We start from the raw sequence: 7,002 nt of genomic DNA on the forward strand, positions 1-7,002 counted from the left end.
CCACCGGCGGCCGGCGCGCGGCAGGCGGGTCGCCAGCGGCGGGGCGGGGGCGCGGGCAAACGTCGCGAACGCGGTGAATTCGGCGCGCTGGCGTGTGAAGCGGACTGCGGGATTGGTCGTGCGACTCGGTCGCATGGTGTCTCCTCCGGAGGGCGGTGGCGTCGTTCGGGCGACGACTGGATGACGCCGATGGTGCTGGCCGCATGGGAAAACACCAATGCTGCATCGGGACAATTGTTTTAGTATTTGGGCCAAATCGGCGCTTCGAGGGTTTCTCCGCATGAGCTTCTGGGATTTCACCCGGAGTCCGGCCAGCGCCCGGCTGCTGGTCGATTTCGGCGACGAACGCGGCGTGCCGCACACGACGCTGCTGGCCGGCACGGGGCTCGCGGACGCGCAGCTCGACGATCCAAAGGTCGAGGTGACGGCCGCGCAGGAACTGCGGCTGACCGGCAACCTGCTGCGCGCGCTCGGGCGCGCGCCGGGCCTCGGGTTCGAGGTCGGCCAGCGCTATCACTTCTCGGCCTACGGCGTGTGGGGCTACGGGCTGATCGCGAGCGCGACCGCGCGCGATGCGCTGGCGCTGGCGCTGCGCTTCCTGCCGCTCACCTATGCGTTCACGGTGATCACGTACCGGGAGGAAAACGGGACGTGCGTGCTCGGTTTCGGCGCGCCGGAACTCGACGGCACGCTGAGCCGGTTCGTCGTCGAGCGCGACATGATGGCCGCGACCGTGCTGCTGCAGGAAATCGGCGGCGACGCATTTGCGTTGTCGCGCTTCACGGTGCAGGCGGCGCGCACGCATTCCATGGCGGTGCCGCGCATCGCCGGCGTCGAACCCGCGTTTTCGGCGCGCGCGAACAGCCTCGCATTCGACCGTGTATTGCTCGACCGGCCGCTGCCGCACGCGAATCCGCTGACGGTGTCGATGTGCGAGCAGATGTGCAGCCAACTGCTCGAAGCGCGGCGTGCGCGCGTGGGCACGTCGGAGATGGTGCGCCAGTACCTGACCGCGACGCCCGGCTCCGCGCCGTTCTCGCTCGAGGACATGGCGCGGCTGATGAACACGAGCCCGCGCACGCTCAAGCGCCGGCTGCAGGAGGAGGGCACGACGTTCCGGACGCTGCTCGCGCAGGCGCGCGGCGCGATGGCCGAGACGCTGCTCGGCGACGCGCGCCTGTCGCTCGCGGAAGTGGCCGAGCGGCTCGGCTTCAGCGACCTGTCGAGTTTCTCGCAGGCGTTCAAGCGCTGGTACGGCGTGCCGCCGGGCGCGTTTCGCAGCGCGGCGCAACGGGACAGCGGCCGTACCTGAATCACGGTACGATCGCTGGCATGCCTGCCGACACTCCAATCACGAGAGACTTTGCATGATCACGATTCGCCCGATGACCGACGACGATTTCCCGCGCTTCTGGCCGACTTACCGCGCCATCGTCTCCGCTCAGGAAACCTACGCATTCGATGCGGCGCCGACCCAGGAAGCGGCGCGCGCACAGTGGCTCGATGCGCCGCTTTGCACGTGGATTGCCGAAGAGGATGGCGTGGTCCTGGGTTCGTACTACCTGAAGGCGAACGCGGGCGGCCCTGGCAATCACGTGAGCAATTGCGGCTACATGGTGAGCGAGTGCGCACGCGGTCGCGGCGTCGCGCGCCTGATGTGCGAGCACTCGCAGCAGGTTGCACGCGAGCGCGGTTTCCTCGCGATGCAGTTCAACTCGGTCGTCTCGACGAACGAGGTGGCAGTCGCGCTGTGGCAGAAGCTGGGATTTGAAATCGTCGGCCGCCTGCCGCGCGCGTATCGTCACGCGCGGCTCGGCTTCGTCGACTGCCTCGTGATGTATAAATGGCTCGGCGACCCGGAGGCCGCCGAAGCCTGAGCGCGCAGCCGCTTCGTCAGACGGCGAACGTGCCGTCGAACACGATCCGTTCGTCGAGCGCGAGCGTGCCGCGCGCGAAGATCAGGTCAAGATGGTGGCTGCCGTTCTCGCCGCCGCCGAGCCCGAGGTGCAGGCCCGGATGGCGTTCCTCGAACCCCGCGTTGCGGCCGTACAGCCCGCGAATCCCGAGGTTCGTGCCGATGCCGAATTCCTCGATCCGCCGGTGATTCGCATGCCGGTCGAGATACGTCGAGAAATCGCGCCGGAAGCCTTCGTTGTCGGTGTCGAACCCGACGATCGTGCTGTTCTCGACCTGCAGTGTGGCCAGTTGTTCGGCCACCTTGTACTTGATCGCGAACGGCACGGTACCGAGAAACGTGCCGCTGAAGACGACCGAGCCGTTGAGATCGGTGACGTGCGTCGCGATCTCGCCGGGCACGACGTCGAGGTTGCCCATTCCGTCCACGCTCGTCCATTTCTGGTCCGGCGCGAGCGAGCCCGTCAGCGTGTTGCCGGCTTCGTCGATGAAGCGGATCTGCGAGGCGCGCGCGGCCGCGTCGATCAGCCGGCCGTTGCGTGCCGCGATGTCGTCGAGCGATTCGGCGAATGCCTCGTCGAGATGCGGGCCGTAATCCTTGAACAGTACCGACTTGCTCCAGTGCTCGACGATCGCGGGGCGGATCGCGGCGAGGAACGGCGGCCCGCTCGGCGACGGCGTCGGCAGGCACGACGAGTCGTATAGCAGCACGAACAGATCGGCACGATCGAGCGCGGCGGCGATATCGGCGGGCGGGGTGCTTTCGAGGCAGAGTGTGGTCGCGTCGAGCGAATCGGGCAGGGCGGAAAACGCGCGCAACGCGATGTCGCGGTTGCGGGTGTCATGGCCGACCAGCAGTTTTCCCGATTCGCCGCGCGCCAGCTTGTCGCGCAGCGCGGGGTGGAAGCCCAGCGCGCGGTGCAGGTTCAGCATGCGTGTCTCCGGAAGCGGCGGAAGGGCCGCAGCCCTTCCGCAAGAACGGGTGGCCCGCTCAGACCGGCCAGAGCGCGGTGCCGAACGGCACCACGGCGTCCTCGACCATCATGTCGACGGCCTCGGGGTGCGTGTCTTCCTGCATCCAGTCAAGCAATTCGATCTGCTGGGTGTCCTGCATGTCAATTCTCCTGTGGTGAACATGAGTGATTCAACATGAAAGCGCGGCTAAAAAGTTGCCACTCCTCATCACACATTTCGTGAATGTGTGGCGAGTGGCGTTGATATTAGTCTGACGAATTTACGAATGCAATGCGTTGCAAGGTTTTTAGCCGAGGCGTGCTAAACACGGGGGATTTGCGGGTCGTGTGCCGTAAAACACGGATAAAGCGAATGACGGATTCGCTGTCATTTTTTCAATGACCTGAATCTGAAGCGCCGCATTGCATTCGGCGATTTTTCATCGGAAATTCAATCGCCGCGATCGATGGTGTTCGCATGCGACCATGCATGCGCGCGAACGCATCGTCGGTCATCTGCGGCGCATCAGCGAACCGACGCCCGCGTCAACCGAGCAGCGCCTTGCCGAGCGGCTTGGCCGGCTCGGACCGCAGCACCAGCGACGTCGTGACCGCGCCGAAGCGGGCAATCGCATCGATGATGGTTTCGAGTTGTCCCGGTGTCGGCACCAGGACCTTCAGCAGGAAGCAATCCTCGCCAGTCATCCGGTGGACCTCGATGACGTGCGGCATCTCGGCGAACGCGCGCAGCGCAGGCTTGATGTGTTCATGCGTGGTTTTCAACCGGATGATGGCCATCATCCCCAACCCCAGCGCGGCCGGGTCGATCCGTGCGCCGTAGCCTGCGATGATGCCGCGCTCTTCCAGCCGCTTGACGCGCTCCGACGTGGCCGGCTGCGACAGCCCGATGCGCCGGCCCACTTCGGACAGCGGCATGCGCGCATTTTCCTGCAGCGCCTCGAGGATCGAAAGATCCAGGCGATCGAGCTCTCCGTTCGACATGTCCGCTGTCCCGCTCCGTTAATTCATCGGCATATTGTCTCAATATCCGATGATTTGCCATTCCCGGCCGGTTTCCGGCAGGCGAGACTGCGAGCTCGCTTATTCATGGAGACGGAGATGGACCAGACGATCGTGATCGTGCCGGGGATCGGCAACTCGGGACCGGATCATTGGCAGAGCCACTGGGAGGCCGCGCTTCCGGGCACGATCCGCATGGCGCCTGCGTCATGGGATGCGCCCGACCTGCGCGACTGGATGGCGGCGCTCGATGAAGCCGTCGCGCAAGCCGCGACGCCGCCGGTGGTGATCTGTCATTCGCTGGGTTGCCTGCTGTTCGCGCACTGGCGTGCGGCGTCGACGCGCGTCGTGCGCGGCGCATGGCTCGTGGCGGTGCCCGATCCGGGCGGCCCGCGTTTTCCGGCTGCGGCCGAGGCATTTGCGCATGTGCCGGATGGCGATTTCGGCGGCTTGCCGGTGCTGGCAATGGCCAGTTCGGATGACGGGTACGACCCGTTCGGACGCGGCATTGCGTGGGCAAGCGAGCGTGGCGCGACGCCGTTGCTGCTCGGCCCGCGCGGCCATCTGAATACGGAGGCGGGATTGGCGGAATGGCCCGAGGGGCGTGCTTTGTTCACGGCCTTCATGGCGGGATTGCGGGGGTAGCGCGGGCAAGCGGCCCACGGGCTTCCGCGATGGCCCGCGGCGGGCGATGCATGGACGATTCGGTTGCCGCGGCCGGGTGCCTGTCGGCCACGCATGCCGGCCCGCGACGGCTCAAGTATGATCTGCATGCGCGTCAAACCTCGTCCTTCAGGGCTGGGAAGGATAGCGCGGACGCCGTAGGCGTCCTTTCCGGCGGCTAGTGGGGCGTTTTCTGTTGGTCGATGTATTGGCGAATGATTTCGACAGGCGCGCCGCCACAACTTCCGGCGAAGTATGACAGAGACCCCAGCGCGCCGCCCCACGACTTTTTACGAATGCTCGAGTAGCACTTGAAAGACGTAATAGCGACCGCGTCGAATGGCTTGACTCGCTCTTGTGGGCCAGTCATACAATCGTCCGATGCGACGACTCCAGGCCTTCAAGTTCGAACTGATGCCGAACGGCGAGCAGCAGCGCGATATGCGCCGCTTCGCCGGATCGTGCCGGTTCGTCTACAACAAGGCACTGGCGTTGCAGAAGGAGAACTACGAGGCGGGCGGCAAGTTCATCGGCTACGTAGCAATGGCCAAGCATCTGACGGAGTGGCGTAACGGAGGCGAAACGCCATGGCTCAAGGATGCCCCCGTTCATCCGTTGCAACACGCCCTCAAGGACATGGAGCGGGCCTACAAGAACTTCTTCGCCAAGCGAGCGGCGTTTCCGAAGTTCAAGAAGCGCGGCCAGCGCGACAGTTTTCGCTACCCGGACCCCAAGCAATTCAAGCTCGACCAGCCCAATGGGCGCATTTTCCTGCCCAAGCTGGGCTGGATGCGGCTGAGGCTGTCGCGTCCCGTGCCGGGCGAACTGCGCAACGTCACGGTCAGCTTCAACGCGGGCAAGTGGTGGGTCTCGATCCAGAGCGAGCGGGAGGTCGAGCAGCCGGTGCCCCATGCCACCAGCGTGATCGGCATCGATGTGGGCATCGCCCGCTTCGCCACGATGAGCGACGGCACGTTTCTCGCACCGCTCAACAGTTTCAGGAAACATGAGGCTCGTCTGCGCCGATGCCAACGTGCGATGAGCCGCAAGGTCAAGTTCAGCAATAACTGGATAAAAGCCAGGGCCAGAGTCCAGCGCATCCATGCGCGCATCGGCAATGCTCGCCGCGACTACCTGCACAAGGCCACGACCACGATCAGCAAAAACCACGCGATGGTGTGTATCGAGGACTTGCAGGTTCGGAATATGTCCAGGTCGGCGGCAGGCAGTACCGATGCGCCTGGCAAAAATGTTCAGGCCAAGTCCGGTCTGAATAAGGCCATCCTCGACCAAGGGTGGTTCGAGTTCAGGCGGCAGTTGGAATACAAGCTGGCCTGGAATGGCGGCTGGCTGGTGGCGGTCCCGCCCGCGAATACAAGCCGGACGTGTCCGGCTTGTGGATACGTGAGTGCGGATAACCGGACCACGCAGGAAAAATTCGCCTGTATCGAATGCAGTTACGAGGAGAACGCCGATGTCGTCGGCGCTCTCAACATACTGGCGCGGGGGCACCGCGTTGCAGCCTGTGGAGAGCCGGTGCAGTCGGACCGCTCAATGAAGCAGGAACCCGCCGAGGCGATCTGAGATAAGCATTGTCGTTTCAGACGCGGTAGGAATCTCCCGTCTTCAGGCGGGGGAGGATGTCAACGGTCGACAGAATCGGAAGCCTCGACAGTCGGGATTGGCGCGTGCGGAACACCGGTTCCGCCGTCATGACTTGCCGCGGCTTCGAACGACAAAGGAGACATGCGATGCGCGCAGCGCCGCAACCGGAGCATGCCGGCCCGTCGCGGCCGGACACCGGCGCGACCAGCCCCTATCCCGACCATGACCCGAATCGCATGGCCGCATGGCGGCTTGCGATCTGCCTGTCGCTCGGCAGCGCGATCGCGCTCGGCCTCGCGCGCTTTTCGTATGCGCTGCTGCTGCCGCCGATGAAGGCCGATCTCGGCTGGACCTTCGCGCAGGCCGGTGCGCTGAACACGGCGAACGCGGCCGGCTACCTGATCGGTGCACTCGCGTTTCCGTTGCTGTCGCGGCGCTGGCGAGCAGGCACGCTGCTGGCGGCCGGGTGCGTGCTGACCGCGTTGCTGATGGCCGCGTGCGGGGTCACGTCCGGCATGCATGCGCTGCTCGTGCAGCGGCTCGCGACCGGCGTCGGCAGCGCGCTGATCTTCATCAGCGGCGGCGTGCTGGCGGCGCGGCTCGCGTCGGCGTCGCCGCGCGATGCGGGGTTGCTGCTCGGGCTCTACTACGGCGGCACGGGATGGGGCATCGTCGCATCGTCGCTGCTCGTGCCGGCGACGCTCTCACACGGCGTACACGGCTGGCAGCCCGCGTGGTTCGCGCTCGCGTTCGCGTGCGTGCTGTTCTCTGCGGTGGCCGTGTCGGCCGCACGCCGGATCGAGCGCGTGCACGCAGAGCGGAAGAGCGCCGGGTAGGGAAAGAGTGT

Annotated in this window: 7 protein-coding genes and 2 pseudogenes; 5 read left to right on the forward strand and 4 right to left on the reverse strand. The window is 65.5% G+C overall.

The genetic code is table 11. The annotated features are described in order from the left end of the window. The first annotated feature begins 280 nt into the window (after window positions 1-280). Both G3N99_RS31565 and G3N99_RS31570 read left to right on the forward strand, forming a co-directional pair. Complete coding sequence (locus G3N99_RS31565) at window positions 281-1,312, forward strand: AraC family transcriptional regulator (protein ID WP_206124345.1); 1,032 nt, start codon at window positions 281-283, stop codon at window positions 1,310-1,312. 55 nt (window positions 1,313-1,367) lie between these two features. After that, window positions 1,368-1,877 carry an N-acetyltransferase gene (locus G3N99_RS31570; RefSeq protein WP_206124346.1) on the forward strand — a complete coding sequence of 170 codons (510 nt, stop codon included), beginning with the start codon at window positions 1,368-1,370 and terminating at the stop codon, window positions 1,875-1,877. Between the two features lie 16 nt (window positions 1,878-1,893). Here the strand turns inward: G3N99_RS31570 and G3N99_RS31575 are convergent, their stop codons facing one another. The 3 genes from G3N99_RS31575 to G3N99_RS31580 all read right to left on the reverse strand — a co-directional run bounded on the left by G3N99_RS31575 (window position 1,894) and on the right by G3N99_RS31580 (window position 3,869). Then, entirely contained in the window at window positions 1,894-2,847 is a 954-nt protein-coding gene (locus G3N99_RS31575; RefSeq protein ID WP_206124347.1) for a leucyl aminopeptidase, read from the reverse strand. A gap of 58 nt (window positions 2,848-2,905) precedes the next feature. After that, on the reverse strand, window positions 2,906-3,028 hold the full coding sequence (locus G3N99_RS42440; RefSeq protein WP_006766865.1) for a hypothetical protein: 123 nt from the start codon (window positions 3,026-3,028) through the stop codon (window positions 2,906-2,908). 385 nt (window positions 3,029-3,413) lie between these two features. Next, the gene (locus G3N99_RS31580; protein ID WP_011356102.1) at window positions 3,414-3,869 is read right to left on the reverse strand and encodes an Lrp/AsnC family transcriptional regulator; all 456 of its coding nucleotides are present in this window, start codon (window positions 3,867-3,869) and stop codon (window positions 3,414-3,416) included. A 117-nt stretch (window positions 3,870-3,986) separates the two neighbouring features. Between G3N99_RS31580 and G3N99_RS31585 the strand changes: the two genes are divergently transcribed. Further along, a complete protein-coding gene (locus G3N99_RS31585) occupies window positions 3,987-4,532 on the forward strand; it encodes an alpha/beta hydrolase (protein ID WP_206124348.1) in 546 nt (181 codons plus the stop codon). A gap of 196 nt (window positions 4,533-4,728) precedes the next feature. Here the strand turns inward: G3N99_RS31585 and G3N99_RS31590 are convergent. Beyond that, window positions 4,729-4,863, reverse strand: a pseudogene (locus G3N99_RS31590) (transposase); the annotation flags it as partial. Window positions 4,864-4,931: 68 nt separating this feature from the next. On the opposite strand from G3N99_RS31590, the gene G3N99_RS31595 reads away from it, so the two are divergent. Both G3N99_RS31595 and G3N99_RS31600 read left to right on the forward strand, forming a co-directional pair. Beyond that, the gene (locus G3N99_RS31595) at window positions 4,932-6,134 is read left to right on the forward strand and encodes an RNA-guided endonuclease TnpB family protein (RefSeq protein WP_174938378.1); all 1,203 of its coding nucleotides are present in this window, start codon (window positions 4,932-4,934) and stop codon (window positions 6,132-6,134) included. Window positions 6,135-6,301: 167 nt separating this feature from the next. After that, window positions 6,302-6,961: pseudogene (locus G3N99_RS31600) on the forward strand (YbfB/YjiJ family MFS transporter); the annotation flags it as partial. Window positions 6,962-7,002: the final 41 nt, after the last annotated feature.

This window comes from Burkholderia sp. Ac-20392 (assembly GCF_017104585.1).
Lineage (GTDB): Bacteria > Pseudomonadota > Gammaproteobacteria > Burkholderiales > Burkholderiaceae > Burkholderia > Burkholderia lata.